Genomic DNA, 18,584 nt, shown 5'->3' with positions numbered 1-18,584 from the left:
TCAAGCTGGCGGAGCACGGTCGTGCGGTTCTCCACTACCGTGGTCGAGTGATGTATCCCGATCCGCACCATCCCGGCGGATTGGCTGGACAACCTCCGAGCGGTCCGGCCAAGCCGCGGCCCGACGACATCGACACCGGCTGTTGGCTCTGGCTGGCCTCGCTCCCGCTGATGATCGTGAGCTATTTCGCCGCCAATGTCGGCCAATGGCAGCAGGACCCGGAGGTGCGCAAGGCGGCTCCACTGTGGACGGTGTACGCCTTCAACGGGTTCATCGTCGTGGTGGTTGGAGCGCTCGTCGTCACCGGGATATTCCTGATGCGCGCCGGGTATCGGCTGGCCCGGACCTTCCTGACCGGTGGCGCGGTGGGGTCGGTGGTGTTCACCGCGACGCGGCTGATCGACCTGGAGGGCGTTCCGGCGATTGTGCAGGCGCTCTCGGGTATCACCGCGTCCGTCCTGATCTGTGGCGGCCTGTTCCTACTGCATCGCGAGGACTCCACCGCGTACCTGACGAGGCAGCGCTAGCGCCCCGATACGCTGCCCGAATGACGAAGGCGCCCGAATGACTCCCGAACAACCGCGCCCGCGCATTGTCGATGTGGCGTTCTGGTTCTGGGTGGTCGCGGCAGCGGCCCTCTTCCTCAACGGAGTGGCCGGAGTGACCCAGCGTTATGACGCGGTGCGAGCCGCCGCGAAGCCTGAGCTGAGCGACGAGTACGTACGAAATCTCGTCACCTACTTCCGGGCGTGGGGTGTGCTGTGCATCCTGTTGGCCGTCGGCATCGCCTTTCTGGCGCGGCGCACCCGGCAGGGAGACAAGCGCTATCGCCGGGCGTTGATCGCGCTGTCGTTGGTCTCGGTCCTCGGTGCCATCGCCATGGCAACCTCCGGTTCGGTGGGGCCGCTGCTGCTCATCGCGGCGTTGGCGCTGATCGTGGCCAATGTGCTGGTCATCAGGCCCTCCGCGCAGGACTGGTTCGACGGGGGCGACCATGGCTGACGTGCCGAACGGTGAACCGCGCCTGTTCTACGAGCCCGGTGGTCGATGGCGGTGGCTGCTACTCGGTCCGCTCGCCGGGCTGATCATGTTCGGCCTGCAGGTATGGGGCAAGGGGGGTTACAGCCTGGTCATGCCGCTGATCACCGCGGCCATCGTCGCGTTCTTCATATCGCTGCAGATATACGCCGCGCGGGTGCACGCCACCGTGGAGCTGACGCCCACCGAGCTCCGTCAGGGCGGCGAGACCCTGGCGGTCAGCCAGATCAAGTGGCTGTATCCCGAGGACGACCGCCACGTGTGGGAGGAGTCTCGTCCGCTGGGTGAGCTGACGGGTGTGCCCAAGGGGCGTAAACCCGTCGGTCTGCGGCTGACGGGAGGGCGTCGGGCGCAGGCATGGGCCAAGAAGCACCAGGAGCTGCGGACGGCGCTCGCGACGTTGGTGCCCGCACCGCCGGCAGGCATGGATCTGGGGGAGGATCCGGAAATCGATATCGAGAGTGAGCAGTGGTGAAGTTCGGGAAACGAGTAGCGGTGGATCTGGCCGTCGCGGCGGTGGCGGCCGCGCTCGCCGTCTGGGCGGCGGTGGCGGCCCGCGTGCCCACCGAGGTCGCGCCGGTCGCGAAGGGGGAGCCCACGCTGTACTTCACCGCGCTGGACGGTGCCTGCGTGGCCCGGGCGCTCGCGCTCACCGCGGTGGCCGGCGTATTCCTGGTCATGGCGATATCACGCGGTGTCCGGGCACGGCGCGAGGCAGGCCAGGCGATTCATAGCTCATTCTAATATCAGGATGCCTGATATTGACCTACGCTGGTGGCATGGCCGAAACCGTTGATATCGACCTGATGCCGCGCGCTGGATTCGGTGCTCGCCTATGGGATCGCAAGCTGCAGACCGACCGGCTGGAGTACCTGGACCGCGACGACGTTCCCGCCAAGAGACAGGCTGTCGTCGAGTCGCTTGACCTTCTCGGCGAGAAGAAGGGGCTGCACCGGTGGAATGCGCAGCAGGCGGCCTGCTTCCTGGTCGGCATCGATAGTCCGCGCGTGCTCGAGCTTGGCGCCGCGCACGGTGGCCTGTCCCGCGAACTGCTGAAGTTGCGCCCCGATGTCTCGGTCACGGTGACGGACATCGAGCCCTCTTCTGTCGCCGGTATCGCCGCGTCCGGCCTGGGTTCGGACTCCCGGGTGACCGTCCGCGCCATGGATGCGACGGCTATTGACGCTCCGGATGGGGCGTTCGATCTGGTGGTGTTCGCGCTGTCGTTTCACCATCTCCCGCCCTCGCTTGCCGCGAAGGTGTTCGCCGAGGGCACCCGGGTGGGGCGCACCCTCTTGATCATCGACCTGCTGCGCCTGCCAGCACCGCTGTTGGCGCCCTCGTACCTCCTGTCGGCGGCGGTGGGGTGGGCGCGTCCGGTGGCTCATGACGGCGCCATCAGTCAGTTGCGTGCCTATGGTCCGAAGGCGTTGCGTAGCCTTGCTGCCCATGCGGACCCGTCGATCGTCGTCGAACTCCGCGCCAGGGTTCAGCTGCCAATGCCGTTGCAGATCGTCGTGGCCAGGCGCGGTCTGTAGCGCAGGTCACCCTGTTATTTGGTACCCCCTAGGGGTATTGTTGGGGCATGGAGTTCACTGACACGGGCATGGAGACCACTGATCTGCGGCTGCATGGCATGACGTGTGCCTCGTGTGCGTCCCGTGTGGAGAAGGGGCTCAACAGACTCGAGGGTGTGACGGCGCGCGTGAACCTGGCACTGGAAAGCGCCCGCGTCGAGCACGACGGTTCGATCTCCGATGAGGATCTCGTCAAGGCCGTCGAATCGGTGGGCTACCAAGCCCAGGTGATCGGCGGGTCACAACATCGCGGCCAGCCGGCCCGCCACGAGCATGACGGTTCGGATCCGCAGGATCACATGAACCACGACGTGCCCGACGGTCAGCTCAAGGTGCGGCTCATCGGTTCGCTGCTCCTGGCAATTCCGGTGGTGGCCATCTCGATGGTGATGCCTTGGCATTTCACCGGTTGGGAGATCGTCGTCGCGGCGTTGACCACACCCATCCTGGTGTGGGGCGGCTACCCGTTCCATCGTGCCGCTCTCGTCAACGCACGCCACGGGGCTTCGACGATGGACACCCTCGTCTCTCTGGGCACCATCGCCGCATACGTGTGGTCGCTGTGGGTGCTGTTTGCCAGCGCCGGGCACACCCATGGGGACGTCCACGTCTACTTTGAGGTGGTCGCGGCCGTCACCGTGTTCCTGTTGGCCGGGAGGTTCGCGGAGTCGCGCGCCAAGCGGTCCGCGGGCTCGGCGCTGCGCGCGCTGCTGTCCCTGGGCGCCAAGGACGTGGCGGTGTTGCGCGGTGGGCATGAGGCGCGAATCCCCGTGGACCAGCTGGTCGTGGGTGACGAATTCGTGGTGCGGCCGGGGGAGCGGATCGCTACCGACGGTGTGGTGGTCGACGGCCACTCGGCCTTGGACACCTCCACCATGACGGGTGAGTCCGTGCCTGTCGAGGTCGGCGCGGGAGACCCGGTGGTGGGCGGTTACGTCAACACCCATGGGCGGATCGTGGTGCGCGCGAACAAGGTGGGTGCCGATACGCAGCTGGCCCGAATGGCGCAGCTGGTGTCCGACGCGCAGACCGGCAAGGCCCAGGTGCAGCGACTCGCGGACCGGGTGTCATCGGTGTTCGTCCCCGTTGTGCTCGTCATCGCGGCATTCACGTTTGTCGCCTGGGTGGCCCAGGGCTACCCGCTCGCGTCGGGGTTCACCGCGGCCGTCGCCGTGCTGATCATCGCGTGCCCGTGTGCGCTGGGATTGGCAACGCCCACGGCGATCCTGGTGGGCACCGGGCGCGGTGCGCAGCTGGGTGTCTTGATCAAGGGGCCCGAGGTGCTGGAGAACGTCAAGGACATCGACACCGTGGTCCTCGACAAGACCGGCACCGTGACCACCGGCGCGATGAGCGTGGTGGCCGTGCGGCGCAGCATCGGCTCGGGCGTCGCGGACGCCGACGAGATCCTGCGCATCGCTGCCTCCGTAGAGGCGGCTTCGGAACATCCGGTTGCCAAGGCAATCGTGGAATCGGCGCGGGCGGCCGGGTTGACGCTGTCGCCGGTCACCGGCTTCCGCAACGAGCCGGGTATCGGCGTCACCGGCGTCGTGGACGGCCAAGAGGTTTCGATCGAGGCCATCCCCGGCAAGAACACCACCGCCGCGGTCGCCTGGGGCGGACTGCGCCGCGGCGAGGTCGAGGTGGCCGACACGGTGAAGCCGTCGAGCCGGCAGGCCATCGACGAGCTCAAGGTCATGGGCATCACCCCGGTACTGCTGACCGGCGACAACGCCGAGGTGGCCGCGCGCGTCGCCGAGGAAGTCGGTATCGCCGCGGGCGATGTCATCGCCGGTGTCAAACCCACGGAGAAGGCGGATGTCGTCAAGCGTCTGCAGGCCGAGGGCAAGAAGGTTGCCATGGTCGGCGACGGTGTCAATGACTCCGCCGCACTGGCCACCGCCGATATCGGGATGGCCATGGGTACCGGTACCGATGCCGCCATCGAGGCCAGCGACCTGACCCTGGTGCGTGGTGACCTCACCACCGTGCCGACGGCTCTGCGGCTATCGCGCAAGACACTTGGCACCATCAAGGCAAACCTGTTCTGGGCGTTCGCCTACAACACCGCCGCCATCCCATTGGCCGCGCTAGGTCTGCTCAACCCGATGATCGCGGGTGCGGCGATGGCGATGTCGTCGGTCTTCGTGGTGCTGAACAGCCTGCGGCTGAGGACCTTCCGCTAGCCTGCCGCCCCGTCGCGTCGACACGCCGTGCTGTGGCGGATTCGTATCGCACGTTGCCGCCATAAGACGGCGTGTCGCCGTCTAGAAGAGCAGGCGCCACAGGCCGATCAGGCCGACAGCGACGATCACCGCACGCAGCGCGCCGGGGGACAGCCTGCGCCCCCAGCGCGCACCGGCGAGCCCGCCGGCGAACGAGCCGACCGCGATGATCCCGGCCGCGGCCCAGCTCACCCGGTCGAACGCGACGATCGTATAGGCGAGGGCGGCAACGATATTGGTGATCATGGCCAGTACGTTCTTGGCCGCGTTCATCCGCTGCATGGACTCGGGCAGCAGTGCGCCCATCACCGCGATCTGCATGATGCCTTGGGCGGCAGTGAAGTACCCGCCGTAGATCCCGACGAGGAAGTTGCCTCCGGTGAGTGCGGCCATGCGGCCCGGCGGAACGTGGTCGGCGTCCAGGCCCTGGGCCTCGGAGCGCCGGCGTGCCCACGCCTGGATCTTCGGGCCGACCACCACGAGTACCAGCGCGAGGATCAACAGCACCGGCACGATGGTGACGAACGTCTTCTCGGGGAGATGCAGCAGCAGGAACGATCCGATGAGCGCGCCGACCAGCACCGCGGGTATCTGCCACTTGAGCCGGGACCATTGTCCGGACAGCTCGCGGCGATAGCCCCACACGCCGGTCATGCTGCCGACGGTCAGTCCGATGGCGTTGGACATGGTGGCGACCACGGGTGGATAGCCGAATGCGATGAGGGTGGGGAAGGTGATGAGGGTGCCCGATCCGGCGACCACGTTGATCGCGCCGGCGCCGAACGCGGCAAGCGCGATGAGAAACATCTCCTGCACCGGCACTCGTGCCAGCGTACGACCGTTAGCCAGTCGAACCAATTCCTGCTCTCAGTGAAACCCGCCACAGCGTGAGGCTCGACGTGGCGGTTCAGATGGGCAAAATGGTGGGCATGCGTGTGAGTCGATCCGCCGGTGTGGCGGCGCTGGTGTTGGCCATGTCTGTTTCCGGGTGCACCCAGAATCGGCCCACCGCCCCCGTAGCGTCCAACGCGCCGATCCCAACCTTCGATAATGCCCAGCTGAGCATGCGTTTTGCCGCGTGCACCGATCTCAACGGGTTCGTGAACGCCAAGTGGGTCGAGCAGGCCACCATCCCCGCGGACAAGTCCAGCTACGGCAGCTTCGACATGCTTTCCGACGAGTCGCGCAATGTTCAGCGCGAGATTGTCGAGGGCGCGGTCTCCGGGCTGGGCACCGCCGATCATGAGTCGGTCAACTACCAGGTGGGTCTGCTCTACCGCGCCGCCACCGATGACGCGAAACTGGACGCGGCCGGATACGACCCGATCCGCCCCACGCTCGCGGCGATCGATCAGATCACCACGCCCGAGGAACTGGTCGCATTCCTGGCCACCGACAGCGCCACCGGACAGCATCTGGTGTTCGGGTTCGAGGCCGGGGCCGACTATGCGAACGCCACCGAACAGATCGGCTATGCCAGGGCCGACGCACTGGGTATGCCTGCCAAGGACTACTACACCGATCCGAAGTACGCGGCGGTGTTCGACGCCTACCGCACCTACATCGCGTCGACGTTCGGCTTGATCGGCGCCGACCAAGCGGTGGCCAAGGCCCGCGCGGAGCAGGTGGCTGCACTCGAAACAGCCTTGGCTGCAGCGACATTGAGCCCGGTGCAGCGGCGCGATCCGGCCAACCAGTACAAGCTGGTCACCGTGGCGCAGGCCGACGCGGTGACTCCGCACTTCGAGTGGGGCGCCTATCTGAAGGCGCTGGGGGCTCCGCAGGCCCGGTCATTCTCGCTGGCCGAGACCGAGTTTTTCACGACATTCGATCGGTTGCTGACCACTACCGACCTGGACACCTGGAAGTCGTATCTGACCTTCCATGCCGTGCACAGGTCGGCCGAGGCGTTGTCGAAGGCCTTCCGCGACAACGCCTTCAAGTACAACTCGGCGCTCACCGGGACGACCGCCCAGAAGCAGCGCTGGGAGCAAGGACTGGAGAGCGTCAACGAACTGATAGGTCCGGCACTGGGGCAGCTGTACGTCGACCGAATGTTCAGTGATCGCGCCAAGCGCTCCGCCACCGAGATGGTGGGCAACGTGAAAGAGGCGCTGCGCAAGCGCATCGAGGCTGTCGACTGGATGAGTCCGCAGACCAAACTTGCCGCAAAGGGCAAGTGGGACAAGCTGATCCTCAAGGTGGGCTTCCCCGACAAGAATCGGGACTTTTCGAAACTGAAGCTGACGGGCGACAACTTCTACACCGACCGCGCGGCGGCACTGAAGTTCAACCACGACTTCGAGATGGCCAAGATCGGGCATCCCACCGACCGGTCGCTGTGGGGGATGACGCCACAGACGGTCAACGCTCAATACGACCCGACGGAAAACAGCATCACCATTCCCGCGGCGATCCTGCAGGCACCGTTCTATGACCCCAAGGGGGATCCGGCGTTCAACTACGGTGGCATCGGTGCGGTGATCGGGCACGAGTTCACGCACGCCTTCGATGACGAGGGCAGCCAGTTCGACGGGGAGGGCAACCGGGTCAATTGGTGGACCCCGAACGACCGTGAGGAATTCGAGAAGCGCGCCAACCGGCTGGTGGAGCAGTTCAACGCCTACGCGCCCATTCCCGGTCACCCCGAGCTGCATGTCGACGGCAAGCTCACCCTGGGCGAGAACATCGCCGATCTCGGGGGCGTCAACACCGCCTATGACGCGCTGGTCGCAGAGCTGGCCAAGAAGAGCGATGCGGACAAGGTGAGCGGCATCGTCGGGTTCAACGACAAGCAGCGGTTCTTCCTGAACTATGCCCGGATCTGGCGTGACAAGCAGCGTCCCGAGGCCGCGATCACGCAGTTGGCCAGCGATCCGCACTCCCCGCCGGCGCTGCGAATCAACGGTGTGGTGCCCAACGTCGCACCCTTTGCCGCCGAATTTGGTTGCCTGGCAGGTGATCCCATGGTGAACCCGCCGGACAAGTTCGTGAAGATCTGGTAAGCGCGCTCACTGCTCGCGGAATTAGGGGACTAGGAATAGGTCAGCAGCACGGCCTGCTCGAACGGCAGACGTCCGAAGGCGCGGCTTTTCACCAGCGCCGCGGCCTCGTCGCGGCTGACCACCCGCGGGTTGATCACGTCGTGCGTCTTGCCCCCGCGCACCACCTTCCCACCTCCGGCAGCCTGCAGGTTCTTGAGCCAGTCCCGGTCGGGGCCGTAGGTGAGCAAGATGGCCACGCCGTCGGGCGTCTTGAAAGCCGTGACCGGTGTCCGGAACTCCTTGCCGGACTTGCGGCCCTTGTGCTCGATGATCGCGAAGCTCGGGGCCCAGCCGGCCCATAAGCGCTGGACGGGGTTGGTGACGTACCGGTTGAAGCGCGCTAGCGATTGCGGCAGTTGCATACCACCATCAAACTGTGATCCATGGCATACCTCAAGCCCCCGTGGTTCGTGAAAAACGTCTTCAACAAGGTGGCGATGGTTGCCAATATCGGCGAGACGCTCACGATCACCAAGCGGGTCAGTGGGGAGCCGCAGCAGATCCCGGTGGCCACGGTGGATGTCGACGGCATCAAGTACCTGGTGTCGACCCGCGGCGAGAGTCAATGGGTCAAGAACATCAGGGCCAACCCGCAGGTCACGCTCACCGTCAAGGGCGCTACCACGGCATACACAGCCACCGAGATTCCGGTGGCCGACCGCGCCCCGATCATCGCCGCCTACAAACCCAAGGCGGGGAAGGTGGTCGACGGCTACTTCGCCCAGCTCCCCGACGACGCCGATCACCCCACCTTCGCGCTCAGACCTGCCTGATCCACTACACCCTGTAGTGGACGATTTGGCGCCAGCTGAGACACTGGATGCCGTGTCTGATGCTCTTCGCGCAAGCGGCTCATCGCTGCCCGACGTGACGCCCAACTCCGCACGTCTGTTCGCCGACGCCTCAGTCGTCATCCCAGGAGGAGTGAACTCGCCGGTGCGTGCCTTCGCCGCGGTGGGTGGCGTCCCGCGATTCATCAAATCCGGCGCCGGATGCTGGCTCACCGACGTCGACGACAACAGGTATGTGGACCTGGTCTGCTCCTGGGGGCCACTGATCCTCGGCCACGCTCATCCCGCGGTGGTGGAGGCTGTGCAGCGCGCCGCCAAGGACGGGCTTTCGTACGGTGCCCCCGTCGAGGGCGAGATCGATCTCGCGTGCGAGATCGTGGACCGAGTGCAGCCGGTCCAGAAGGTGCGTCTGGTCAATTCCGGCACCGAGGCCACCATGAGCGCGGTGCGCCTAGCCCGCGGATTCACCGGCCGACCCAAGATCGTCAAGTTCGCCGGTTGCTACCACGGACATGTGGATGCCCTGCTGGCCGACGCCGGGTCGGGTGTGGTCACGTTCGGCCTGCCGTCCTCGCCCGGTGTCACCGGTGCCTCGGCCGCCGACACCATTGTCTTGCCGTACAACGACATCGGCGCGGTGGCCCGCATCTTCGCCGAACAAGGCGATGAGATCGCGGCCGTCATCACCGAGGCCGCCGCTGGCAACATGGGCACTGTGGCGCCGGCTCCGGATTTCAATGCCGGGCTGCGGCGCATCACCGAAAACCATGGCGCACTGCTGATCATGGACGAGGTCATGACCGGTTTCCGGCTCAGTCGCTCGGGTTGGTTCGGCATCGACGGGGTGGCCGGCGATCTGGTCACCTTCGGCAAGGTGATGAGCGGCGGCATGCCCGCCGCCGCGTTCGGCGGCCGCGCCGACATCATGGATCGACTGGCCCCGCTGGGCCCCGTGTACCAGGCGGGCACACTGTCCGGTAACCCGATCGCGGTCGCCGCAGGGCTGGCCTCACTGCGTGCCGCGGACGCCAAAGCCTATGAGACGCTTGATCGTAACGCCGACGCACTCATTGCGCTGATCACCGCATCTCTGGATGCCGAGGGCGTGGCACACCAGATCGGCCGCGCGGGCAACATGTTCAGCATCTTCTTCGGCGCCGAGCCGGTACAGGACTTCCAGGGCGCCAAGGCCACCGAAACGTGGCGCTATCCCGCGTTCTTCCATGCACTACTCAGCCGCGGGGTATACCCGCCGGCGAGCGCGTTCGAGACCTGGTTTGTTTCCACCGCCCTCGATGACGAGGCGTTCGACCGTATTGCCGACGCTTTGCCCGCCGCTGCCCGTGCCGCGGCCTCTGTCGAGGAGAGGTAAGGAATTTCGATGAGTCGCACCATCGTTCATTTGATGCGCCATGGCGAGGTATTCAACCCCGAAGGCATCCTGTACGGCCGGCTGCCCAATTTCCGGTTGTCGGACAAGGGGCAGGCGCAGGCCGCGAAGGTGGCGGAATCGCTGCGGGGCAACCAGATCACCACGGTGGTCGCCTCGCCCCTGTTGCGAGCTCAGCAGACCGCGACGCCCATCGCCGAAGCCCACGGACTGGCCATCGTCACCGACGAGGACCTCATCGAGGCCGGGAACTCCTTTGAGGGCATGAAGGTGTCGGTGGGTGACGGGGCGTTGCGCGACCCCCGCAATTGGTGGAAGCTGCGCGACCCGTTCACGCCATCCTGGGGAGAGCCCTACCGCGACATCGCATCTCGAATGACCGCGGCGATAGAGCGGGCCCGGGAGCGTGCCGAGGGGTCTGAGGTGGTATGCGTGAGCCATCAGCTGCCGGTGTGGACTGCTCGCCAGCATCTGCAGGGCAATCGACTGTGGCACGACCCGCGCAAGCGCCAGTGCAATGTCGCCTCGTTGACCTCGCTGGTGTTCGACGGGAAGCGGTTGGTCGACGTCGTGTACTCGGAACCGGCGGGGTAACGAGTGCGAGGTGTGGTCGCGGCGCTGGCCGCGCTGTTACTGCTCATCACCGGGTGTTCCACCGGTGATGACGCCGTGGCGCGCGGCGGTCAGTTCCAATTCGTCTCGCCCGGGGGCAAGACCGATATCTTCTACGACCCGCCCGAGGCGCGGCAGACACCCGGGCCCATCGAGGGGCCCAGTCTGCTGGACCCGTCGAAGACGCTGTCGTTGGGCGACTTCGCCGGCAAGGTCGTCGTCATCAACGTGTGGGGGCAGTGGTGCGGTCCCTGTCGCTCGGAGTTCTCCGCGCTGGAGGACGTCTACAAGGCGACTCATGCCCAAGGGGTGGAGTTCCTGGGTATCAACGTTCGGGACAACGAGATCACCAAGGCGCAGGACTTCGTGACCGACCGCAAGGTGCCGTACCCATCCATCTACGACCCGCCGATGCGCACGCTCATCGCGTTCGGCAAGAAATTCCCCACCGGCGCCATCCCCGCGACCCTGGTGCTGGACCGCAAGCACCGGGTGGCGGCGGTGTTCCTGCGCGAGCTGCTTACCCAAGACCTGCAGCCCGTCGTCGAGCGGATCGCGAAAGAGCCTGCGGGAGATGCGAAGTGATTCTCGCCGACGCCGGCTCCGCCTTCCAGGACGCGGCGACCAGCGGACCGCTGCTGCTGGCGTTGGGTGCCTGCGCGCTGGCCGGACTGGTGTCGTTCGCGTCGCCGTGCGTGATTCCGCTGGTGCCCGGGTATCTGTCGTACCTGGCCGCGGTGGTGGGCGCCGACGACCGGGATAGTGCCCGTGCCGCGCGGCTGCGGGTCGCCGGGTCGGCCTTGCTGTTCGTCGCCGGGTTCACCGCGGTGTTCCTGCTGGGCACCGTCGCGGTGATGGGCATGACGACCACGCTGATCACGAATCAGATACTGCTGCAACGCATCGGGGGAGTGATCACGATCGCGATGGGTCTGGTGTTCATCGGCCTGGTGCCGGCCCTGCAGCGGGATATTCGGTTCACGCCGCGCCGCATCTCCACGGTGGCCGGCGCTCCGCTGCTGGGTGCGGTCTTCGCGCTCGGGTGGACCCCCTGCCTGGGGCCGACCCTGACCGGCGTGGTGGCCGTCGCGTCGGCCACCGAGGGCGCCGACGTGGCCCGGGGGATCACGCTGGTGATCGCCTACTGCCTCGGGCTGGGAATCCCGTTCCTGCTGTTGGCCTTCGGTTCGGCCCGTGCGGTGCGCGGAATGGACTGGCTGCGCCGGCACACTCGGACCATTCAGATCATCGGCGGTATCGCGCTGCTGGCGGTCGGCGTCGCGCTGATTACCGGTGTGTGGGCCGATTTCGTGTCCTGGGTGCGTGATTCGTTTGTTTCGGACGCAAGGTTGCCCATCTAGTGAAAATCGCCACGCGTCTCTTTTCGTTCTCGCGCAACACCTGGCGCGGCCTGACGTCCATGGGCACCGCGCTGGCGCTGCTGGTGCTACTCGCCCTCGGCGCCGTACCCGGGGCGATGCTGCCGCAGCGCGCGCTCAACCAGGCCAAGGTCGACGAATATCTGGCGGAACACTCGACCATCGGCCCATGGCTGGATCGTGTGCAGGCCTTCGACGTGTTCTCCAGTTTCTGGTTCACGGCGATCTACGTGCTGTTGTTCGTCTCGCTGGTGGGATGCATCATCCCCAGAACCGTCGAACACGCCAAGGCTCTTCGCGCGCAGCCGGTTCCGGTGCCTCGGAACCTGGGGCGGCTGCCTAAACACGCCGACCGAACCGTCGCCGCGGATCAGGAGGAGCTGGCCGGGGCCATTGCCCATCGGCTCCGGCACTGGCGCAGCACCACCCGTCAGAACGGCGACGCCACCGAGATTTCCGCGGAGAAGGGCTACCTGCGCGAGTTCGGAAATCTGGTCTTCCACCTGTCGCTGGTGGGTCTGTTGGTGGCCTTTGCGGTCGGCAAGCTGTTCGGCTATGAGGGCAATGTCATCGTCATCGCCAACAACGGTCCCGGATTCTGCTCCTCGTCGCCCGCGGCCTTCGACTCGTTCCGGGCAGGTAACACCGTCGACGGCACCGACCTGGATCCGATCTGCGTCAAGGTCAAGGACTTCAAGGCCACGTATCTTGCTTCGGGGCAGGCGCATTCATTCGAATCGAACATCGAGTACCAGGCCGGCGACGACCTACAGAACAATGTGTGGCGGCCCGATCGTCTGGCCATGAATCACCCGCTGCGCGTCAACGGCAACCGCGTGTACCTGCTCGGTTACGGCTATGCGCCCACCTTCACGGTGACCTTCCCGGACGGGCGCAAACGCAGCGAGACGATTCAATGGCGGCCCGACGACCCCACCACACTGTTGTCTTCGGGTGCGGTGCGCATCGATCCTCCGGCCGGTACCTACCCGGATCCCAACGTGCGCCGCAAGAATCAGATTGCCATCCAGGGGCTGTTCGCTCCCACCGAACAGCTGCACGGCACCCTGCTCTCCTCCAGTTTCCCGGAAATGCGCAAGCCCGCCGTGGCGATCAACATCTATCGCGGCGACACCGGACTGGACTCGGGTCGCGCGCAATCGATCTTCGAGCTCGATCCCCGCATGATCGAACAGAAACGGCTCAACCAGGTGGCCCGCGCCAATCTGTTGCCGGGGCAGTCGGTCAAGCTCAATGACGGCACCATCGTGAGGTTCGACGGTGCGGTCAACTTCGTGAATCTGCAGGTGTCGCGCGACCCCGCCCAACTGTGGGTGCTGGTCTTCGCGCTGACCATGATGGCGGGCCTGGTGGTCTCGCTCGTCATCAAGCGCCGCCGGGTTTGGGCGCGGCTGACTCCGGGGGCGGCCGCGGGTACCGTAAACGTGGAGCTCGGAGGGCTTGCGCGTACCGACAGCTCCGGCTGGGGCGATGAGTTCGAGCGGTTGTGCGACCGCTGCCTTGAGGGCCTACCCCCGCTGGGCACAGCAATGGCCGGCAACGGCCACAAAGATCAGGATGCCGAATGAATTCGACCAATATCGATGTGAATCTGGCCAGGTTCTCCGATTACGCCTTCACCTCGGCGATCGTGGTGATGGTCGGTGCGCTGGTGCTGTTGGCCATCGAGCTGGCATACCGGCAGAGCAACAAGACCGCCCAGCGTGAGCTCGTCAGCTCCGGCGGTGAGGTGGTGTCCGCCGACAGGAACCAGCCGGGTCTGGTGGTGCCGCAGGGCAAGCGTCCTCTCGGTGAGCGGGTCGGCGGAGCCGGGCTGGCCCTTGTGTATCTGGGTATCGGATTGCTGCTGGTGTGCATCGTGCTGCGCGGTGTGGCCACCACGCGGGTGCCCTGGGGCAACATGTACGAGTTCATCAACCTCACCTGCGCATGCGGTCTGGTGACGGCGGCCGTCGTGCTGCGCAAACGGTATGACCGGGCGCTCTGGGTTTTCGTGCTGATCCCGGTGCTCATCCTGCTCACGGTGTCCGGCCGGTACCTCTACACCTACGCCGCTCCGGTGATGCCCGCGCTGCAGTCGTACTGGTTGCCCATCCACGTGTCGGTGGTAAGCCTCGGATCGGGTGTTTTCCTGGTCGCCGGGGTGGCGAGCATCTTGTTCCTGATCAAGATGTACTTCCCCGACAACTCCTTCGCCGCGAAGCTGCCCGATGCCCAGGCTCTGGACCGGCTGGCGTATCGGACCACCATCTTCGGATTCCCCATCTTCGGATTCGGCGTGATCTTCGGTGCCATCTGGGCCGAGGAAGCCTGGGGCAGATTCTGGGCATGGGACCCGAAGGAAACCGTCTCCTTCGTGGCCTGGGTCATCTACGCCGCCTACCTGCACGCCCGATCCACCGCCGGGTGGCGGGACAAGAAGGCGGCCTGGATCAACGTGGCCGGATTCGTGGCCATGGTGTTCAACCTGTTCTTCGTCAACCTGGTGACGGTCGGTCTTCACTCGTACGCTGGTGTGAGCTAGCGAACTGTTCCGCCAGATCGGTTCATCACACCTGCGATAGGGTGCGATGCTGAGTCGTTCTGAACAGTCGTTCCGAACTCTCCGCGTCCGAACTGCACGTCCAACCAATGCATTGGGGGATCGATGTCTGACTATCCCGCGCACCGCGCGCCGGATGGACCGTCGCCGTACACCGAAGAAGCACAGGGTGGACCGACGGCCCCGCCATGGGCAGCTCAGGAGCCCGCGCAGCCGGTGATGTACGGCCAGAGCGCACCGCAGCAGCCCCACGAGATGACCCAGCAGTTCCAGGCTGTCCCGTTCCAGGATCCGTTCGCGCCGCAGCAGGACCTCGCGGGCCTGGGCGGCCACGATCCGTCGGTGCCTTCGTTGAACACGCTCGGCGGCTCGTTCGCACCGCTTGATTTCACTCCGTCCGGAGGCCAGGAAAACGCCGATCCCACCGCGATCGGCGCGGCCGGATCCTCGGGTGGGTTCCGGGCCGACAACCGATTCAGTGACTCCGGCGAGCAGCCCTCGCAGCCGACGCCGTTCACGGCGGATCGCTGGGCCAGCGACACCCCGCCGTCGGGTATTCCGCAGCAGGCCCAGCAGCCCCCCGTCGGCGGCTCCCGCTACTACACCCCGGTGGGTGGCCAGCAGACCGGCATCGGCGCGCAGATTCGACCGGAACTGCCGCCGTCCTCGCGTGACCTGTCCACCTCGGCGTTGCTGCGCCCGCACAAGCCGGCGCCGTCTGCGGGCTGGCGCAAGACCGTATACCGCGCATCGTTCGGGACGATCAACCTGGGCGAGGGCACCAAGAAGACCGAGGAAAACGACCTCGTCGCGCAGGTGAATCAGCCGCTGCAAGGCTGCTACAAGATCGCGCTGCTGAGCCTCAAGGGCGGCGTCGGCAAGACCACCGTCACCGCAACCCTGGGCGCGACCTTCGCGTCCATCCGCGGTGACCGCGTCATCGCCGTCGACGCGAACCCGGACCGTGGCACGCTGAGCCAGAAGGTGCCGCTGGAGACACCGGCCACGGTGCGGCACCTGTTGCGCGATGCCAATTCGATCCAGCGCTACAGCGACGTCCGCAGCTACACGTCACAGGGGCCCAGTCGTCTGGAGGTGCTCGCGTCGGAAAGTGATCCGGCGGTGTCCGAGGCGTTCAGCGCCGAGGACTACTCGCGCACCCTGGAGATTCTCGAGCGCTTCTACAGCGTGGTGCTCACCGACTGCGGTACCGGACTCATGCACTCGGCGATGTCGTCGGTGCTGGAGCAGGCCGACACCCTGGTTGTCATCAGTTCTGGTTCGGTGGACGGCGCGCGCAGCGCTTCGGCCACCCTGGACTGGCTCGATGCCCATGGGCATCGGGAGCTGGTACGTCGCTCGGTCGCCGTCATCAACGCGGTGCGTCCGCGTTCGGGCAAGGTCGACATGCAGAAGGTCGTCGATCACTTCTCGCGACGGTGCCGTGCGGTGCGCTTGGTGCCGTTCGATCCGCATCTGGAAGAGGGCGCCGAGATCAGCCTGGATCGGCTCCGGCCGCAGACGCGTCGCGCGCTCATCGAGCTGGCGGCCGTGGTGGCGCAGGGATTCACTGGCACGCAGCGCCAGCAGCAGACCTTCCAGGGCTAGCCCGCGCGGCGCGCCGGTGCCTTTACGGCCCCGACGGATCGTTCTTGCTGATGCGCCAGAGGAATTCGGGGTCGTCGTCGGGGCCGGTCACCCGGGTCTGGGGACGGGTCGGGACCGACTGACTGATTCGCCACCCGGCGTAGATCAGCGCGCCGAGCACGAGCGCGATGAGCACGTAATACACAAGAGCCTCCTGAACAACTAACTCCGAATATACGCGCGGCCAAGGTTGGTGTTCGGTGCAGCGATAGGGTGGTGACGTGGCTGAACGGTCGCCGGGGAGCCGGCTCGCTATCGACATCGCGTTGTACACCCTGGCGCGGTTAGGTCTTGCGGTCGTCTTGACGCTGGTGATCTTTTGGGTGGCCCGGCTCATCGGTTACCAGGACTTCCCGCTGGCGATCGCAATTCTGTTCGCGCTGATCATCGCGCTGCCGTTGGGCATGGCCGTGTTCGCGCCGCTGCGCCGTCGGGTGACCGCGAGCATCGCCGTCGTCGACGAGCGGCGCCGGGCCGATCGTGCCGACCTACAGGCACGCCTGCGCGGCGAGAAGCCCGGCGGAGCCGCAGGGTCGGCGACCTCCGACACCGACTAGCCCTCGCCGACACTCCGCCTCGTGGCGGATTTGTATCGCATCTTCGCGCCATAAACGGGCGTGTCGAGGTGCACTCTTGTTTGTCAACTTTTCTTGACAAGCCCTATGTGTCAATCTACGTTGACAACCATGAGTGATCTCCCGGCGGCTGATCTGGACGACGCCGTCAGTAGTACCGATCCCGCCGTGGGCCTGCGGGCCGTGCAGGCCCTGCGGCGCTTGTGTGAACGACTGGAAGCGATCCACGTGACCAACGCCCGCAGCCAGGGGTGGAGTTGGCAGGCCATCGCCGAGGCGCTCGAGGTGAGCCGCCAGGCCGTGCATCAGAAATACAACCGCGCGAGGAAGTGAGTAGCCATGTTCGAGAAGTTCCAGAAGTCGGCCAAGGTCGCCGTGGTGCTGTCGCAAGAAGAGGCTCGCGAGATGGACGAATCGCGCATCGGTGCCGAGCATGTCCTGGTCGGGGTGCTCGAGAGCGCGGGCGGACCGCTGTCGGAGTTGCTGATCGGATATGGCCTGACGGCCGACGGTGTGCGCGACCGGCTGCGCACGGGATCCGTGGAGCCGCCCCTGGACGACGAGGACGCTCAGGCACTCAAGGCGATCGGCATCGATCTGTCCCAGGTGCGCGAGAGCGTCTCGAAAGTCTTTGGCCCGAAGGCATTCGACGAGGCCCTTGAAAAATCGGGGCGCCGCAGGGGGCGCATCCGCGGCTGGCGTCCGTTCGGGATGATCCCGTTCAACTCTTCGGCCAAGAAGTGCTTGGAGCTGGCGTTGCGGGAAGCCATTGCGCACAAAGACAATTGGATCGGGTGCGAGCACATGGTGCTGGGCATCCTGCGCGGTGCCGATCCGGTGGCGCTGGCCGTCATCACCGAGCGTGTGCCCGCCGATGAGCTGCGTCAGGCGGTGGTCGGCCTGCTCGATCAGGCCGCCTAGTTGTCCCGGCCCCGTGGAGTGGAACTGGGAAACCCGTTCCCCGGGACCGCGTGCGGGGCGGGTCCGGTAGCCCGCGAGACGCTCAGCGGACCCGATAGCACTGGACGGTAGCGGGGTCAACAGTCGGCCGCCCGCCAGGGCCGGTGTGAGAGCGCTGGTATGGGCGGCTGCGGGGCGGACCACCCGCCATATGAGTCTGTCCATCCAGGTAGCGGGTGGTATAGCGGGCATTGTGATGGGCATACCCCCTCCGGGGTAGGGGTGTTCCACGCCTCTTAACTTCTCGTTGATTCAAAATGAACAACAGGTGTACTGTGGGTGACATAGAAGCGGCGCCGTGCTTTTGTCTCCAGTGATTTTTTCCGGGGCCGCACCCCAATACGCGGATTTCACGGAGTCGCTATGAATGCATTGACGAAGACAAGAAACGTTCTCTTCTGTACGGCGCTGTTGGCCCTTCCTCTGTACGGATTCACCACGCAGGGTGCCAGCGTTCTGCGCGAGCCGGCCACAGCGGCATCGCTGGCAGGCCCGGTGGAGCCGACAACGCCCATACCCGGGCCCGGTGTCGGGGACGGTACGCGCCAGTCGTTTACCAACCAGCAGCCCGGCAGGGACGGCAACACCGGCTGGGGAACGCTTCCTCACGGCCAGGGACACGCGTGCCAAAACAGCTGGGTGTTCTGCGATGCCACCGGCAACCCCAATCGCACGGATCTGCCTCCTGGCCTTACCCAAGGTGGCGGATGGGTGAGCGCGCCGGACCACACCGGTGCCACATGCCAGAACACCGGCGTTGTTTGTAAGAACTTCTCCTGACTG

General features: G+C 65.9%; 22 protein-coding genes. 19 read left to right on the top strand and 3 right to left on the bottom strand.

The genetic code is table 11. From position 1 onward, the window contains the following. Nucleotides 1-50 precede the first annotated feature (50 nt). Genes MYCSP_RS18765 through MYCSP_RS18740 form a run of 6 tightly spaced genes read left to right on the top strand, consistent with a single transcriptional unit; the run spans nt 51 to nt 4,801 of the window. Nucleotides 51-527, top strand: a complete 477-nt coding sequence (locus tag MYCSP_RS18765) for a hypothetical protein (protein WP_070909256.1) — start codon at nt 51-53, stop codon at nt 525-527. Nucleotides 528-564: 37 nt separating this feature from the next. After that, the gene (locus MYCSP_RS18760) at nt 565-1,002 is read left to right on the top strand and encodes a hypothetical protein (RefSeq protein ID WP_083013413.1); all 438 of its coding nucleotides are present in this window, start codon (nt 565-567) and stop codon (nt 1,000-1,002) included. After that, nucleotides 995-1,513 carry a hypothetical protein gene (locus MYCSP_RS18755; RefSeq protein WP_083013414.1) on the top strand — a complete coding sequence of 173 codons (519 nt, stop codon included), beginning with the start codon at nt 995-997 and terminating at the stop codon, nt 1,511-1,513. Before MYCSP_RS18760 ends, MYCSP_RS18755 begins: the two co-directional genes overlap by 8 nt. Nucleotides 1,514-1,533: 20 nt before the next feature. Next, nucleotides 1,534-1,782 (top strand): hypothetical protein, encoded by a 249-nt coding sequence (locus MYCSP_RS18750; protein WP_162266381.1) that lies wholly within the window; start codon nt 1,534-1,536, stop codon nt 1,780-1,782. 35 nt (nt 1,783-1,817) lie between these two features. Beyond that, nucleotides 1,818-2,576 (top strand): class I SAM-dependent methyltransferase, encoded by a 759-nt coding sequence (locus MYCSP_RS18745; protein ID WP_088414686.1) that lies wholly within the window; start codon nt 1,818-1,820, stop codon nt 2,574-2,576. 47 nt (nt 2,577-2,623) lie between these two features. Next, a complete protein-coding gene (locus tag MYCSP_RS18740) occupies nt 2,624-4,801 on the top strand; it encodes a heavy metal translocating P-type ATPase (RefSeq protein ID WP_088414684.1) in 2,178 nt (725 codons plus the stop codon). 81 nt (nt 4,802-4,882) lie between these two features. Here MYCSP_RS18740 and MYCSP_RS18735 read toward each other — a convergent pair whose 3' ends face one another. After that, a complete protein-coding gene (locus MYCSP_RS18735) occupies nt 4,883-5,662 on the bottom strand; it encodes a sulfite exporter TauE/SafE family protein (protein ID WP_083335683.1) in 780 nt (259 codons plus the stop codon). Between the two features lie 98 nt (nt 5,663-5,760). On the opposite strand from MYCSP_RS18735, the gene MYCSP_RS18730 reads away from it, so the two are divergent. Beyond that, nucleotides 5,761-7,845: a M13 family metallopeptidase gene (locus MYCSP_RS18730; protein WP_162266380.1), complete on the top strand. Its 2,085-nt coding sequence runs from the start codon at nt 5,761-5,763 to the stop codon at nt 7,843-7,845. Nucleotides 7,846-7,874: 29 nt separating this feature from the next. Here MYCSP_RS18730 and MYCSP_RS18725 read toward each other — a convergent pair whose 3' ends face one another. Beyond that, nucleotides 7,875-8,246, bottom strand: a complete 372-nt coding sequence (locus MYCSP_RS18725) for a nitroreductase family deazaflavin-dependent oxidoreductase (RefSeq protein WP_070909261.1) — start codon at nt 8,244-8,246, stop codon at nt 7,875-7,877. 21 nt (nt 8,247-8,267) lie between these two features. Here MYCSP_RS18725 and MYCSP_RS18720 point away from each other — a divergent pair, with 21 nt between their 5' ends. The 8 genes from MYCSP_RS18720 (at nt 8,268) to MYCSP_RS18685 (ending at nt 16,227) form a co-directional block, all read left to right on the top strand. Beyond that, complete coding sequence (locus tag MYCSP_RS18720; protein ID WP_083013419.1) at nt 8,268-8,657, top strand: nitroreductase family deazaflavin-dependent oxidoreductase; 390 nt, start codon at nt 8,268-8,270, stop codon at nt 8,655-8,657. Between the two features lie 85 nt (nt 8,658-8,742). After that, on the top strand, nt 8,743-10,047 hold the full coding sequence (gene hemL, locus MYCSP_RS18715; RefSeq protein ID WP_083013525.1) for a glutamate-1-semialdehyde 2,1-aminomutase: 1,305 nt from the start codon (nt 8,743-8,745) through the stop codon (nt 10,045-10,047). A gap of 9 nt (nt 10,048-10,056) precedes the next feature. After that, nucleotides 10,057-10,659, top strand: a complete 603-nt coding sequence (locus MYCSP_RS18710) for a histidine phosphatase family protein (RefSeq protein ID WP_083013420.1) — start codon at nt 10,057-10,059, stop codon at nt 10,657-10,659. A 3-nt stretch (nt 10,660-10,662) separates the two neighbouring features. Beyond that, nucleotides 10,663-11,262, top strand: a complete 600-nt coding sequence (locus MYCSP_RS18705; RefSeq protein ID WP_083013421.1) for a TlpA disulfide reductase family protein — start codon at nt 10,663-10,665, stop codon at nt 11,260-11,262. Further along, nucleotides 11,259-12,038, top strand: a complete 780-nt coding sequence (locus MYCSP_RS18700; RefSeq protein WP_083013422.1) for a cytochrome c biogenesis CcdA family protein — start codon at nt 11,259-11,261, stop codon at nt 12,036-12,038. The genes MYCSP_RS18705 and MYCSP_RS18700 overlap by 4 nt, the downstream gene beginning before the upstream one ends. Further along, a complete protein-coding gene (gene resB / locus MYCSP_RS18695; RefSeq protein ID WP_088414680.1) occupies nt 12,038-13,645 on the top strand; it encodes a cytochrome c biogenesis protein ResB in 1,608 nt (535 codons plus the stop codon). The genes MYCSP_RS18700 and resB overlap by 1 nt, the downstream gene beginning before the upstream one ends. Further along, a complete protein-coding gene (ccsB, locus tag MYCSP_RS18690; RefSeq protein WP_083013423.1) occupies nt 13,642-14,601 on the top strand; it encodes a c-type cytochrome biogenesis protein CcsB in 960 nt (319 codons plus the stop codon). The genes resB and ccsB overlap by 4 nt, the downstream gene beginning before the upstream one ends. A gap of 237 nt (nt 14,602-14,838) precedes the next feature. After that, nucleotides 14,839-16,227, top strand: a complete 1,389-nt coding sequence (locus MYCSP_RS18685) for a MinD/ParA family ATP-binding protein (RefSeq protein WP_070909999.1) — start codon at nt 14,839-14,841, stop codon at nt 16,225-16,227. A 22-nt stretch (nt 16,228-16,249) separates the two neighbouring features. Here MYCSP_RS18685 and MYCSP_RS23350 read toward each other — a convergent pair whose 3' ends face one another. Next, entirely contained in the window at nt 16,250-16,411 is a 162-nt protein-coding gene (locus MYCSP_RS23350; protein ID WP_070909267.1) for a hypothetical protein, read from the bottom strand. A 76-nt stretch (nt 16,412-16,487) separates the two neighbouring features. Here MYCSP_RS23350 and MYCSP_RS18675 point away from each other — a divergent pair, with 76 nt between their 5' ends. The 4 genes from MYCSP_RS18675 (at nt 16,488) to MYCSP_RS18660 (ending at nt 18,581) form a co-directional block, all read left to right on the top strand. Continuing rightward, on the top strand, nt 16,488-16,823 hold the full coding sequence (locus MYCSP_RS18675; RefSeq protein WP_070909268.1) for a DUF4229 domain-containing protein: 336 nt from the start codon (nt 16,488-16,490) through the stop codon (nt 16,821-16,823). A gap of 129 nt (nt 16,824-16,952) precedes the next feature. Beyond that, nucleotides 16,953-17,174 (top strand): sigma-70 RNA polymerase sigma factor region 4 domain-containing protein, encoded by a 222-nt coding sequence (locus tag MYCSP_RS18670; protein WP_070909269.1) that lies wholly within the window; start codon nt 16,953-16,955, stop codon nt 17,172-17,174. 6 nt (nt 17,175-17,180) lie between these two features. After that, on the top strand, nt 17,181-17,762 hold the full coding sequence (locus MYCSP_RS18665) for a Clp protease N-terminal domain-containing protein (RefSeq protein WP_083013424.1): 582 nt from the start codon (nt 17,181-17,183) through the stop codon (nt 17,760-17,762). A 402-nt stretch (nt 17,763-18,164) separates the two neighbouring features. Then, on the top strand, nt 18,165-18,581 hold the full coding sequence (locus tag MYCSP_RS18660) for a hypothetical protein (protein WP_088414678.1): 417 nt from the start codon (nt 18,165-18,167) through the stop codon (nt 18,579-18,581). The last annotated feature ends 3 nt before the right edge of the window (nt 18,582-18,584 follow it).

The sequence above is a fragment of the Mycobacteroides saopaulense genome (assembly GCF_001456355.1).
Taxonomy (GTDB): domain Bacteria; phylum Actinomycetota; class Actinomycetes; order Mycobacteriales; family Mycobacteriaceae; genus Mycobacterium; species Mycobacterium saopaulense.
The sequence above is the reverse complement of the archived record's forward strand: the minus strand, read 5'-3'. Positions and strand labels throughout refer to the sequence as shown.